The sequence below is a fragment of the Peptococcus simiae genome, assembly GCF_046097595.1.
GTDB lineage: Bacteria > Bacillota > Peptococcia > Peptococcales > Peptococcaceae > Peptococcus > Peptococcus simiae.
The window spans coordinates 1-265 of the sequence record NZ_JBJUVG010000040.1; the positions used below are offsets into that span (position 1 = coordinate 1).

1 rRNA gene is annotated in these 265 nt (G+C 54.7%); it reads right to left on the reverse strand.

Annotated elements, in window-relative coordinates:
• Positions 1-265: ribosomal RNA gene (locus ACKQTC_RS09240) — 16S ribosomal RNA — on the reverse strand; the annotation flags it as partial.

Here is a 265-nt window from a genome sequence, read left to right on the forward strand (position 1 = left end):
ATCACCGACTTCGGGTGTTACCAACTTTCGTGGTGTGACGGGCGGTGTGTACAAGGCCCGGGAACGTATTCACCGCAGTATGCTGACCTGCGATTACTAGCGATTCCGACTTCATGCAGGCGAGTTGCAGCCTGCAATCCGAACTGGGATTGGCTTTATGAGATTCGCTCCGCGTCGCCGCTTCGCTGCCCTCTGTACCAACCATTGTAGCACGTGTGTAGCCCAAGACATAAGGGGCATGATGATTTGACGTCATCCCCACCTT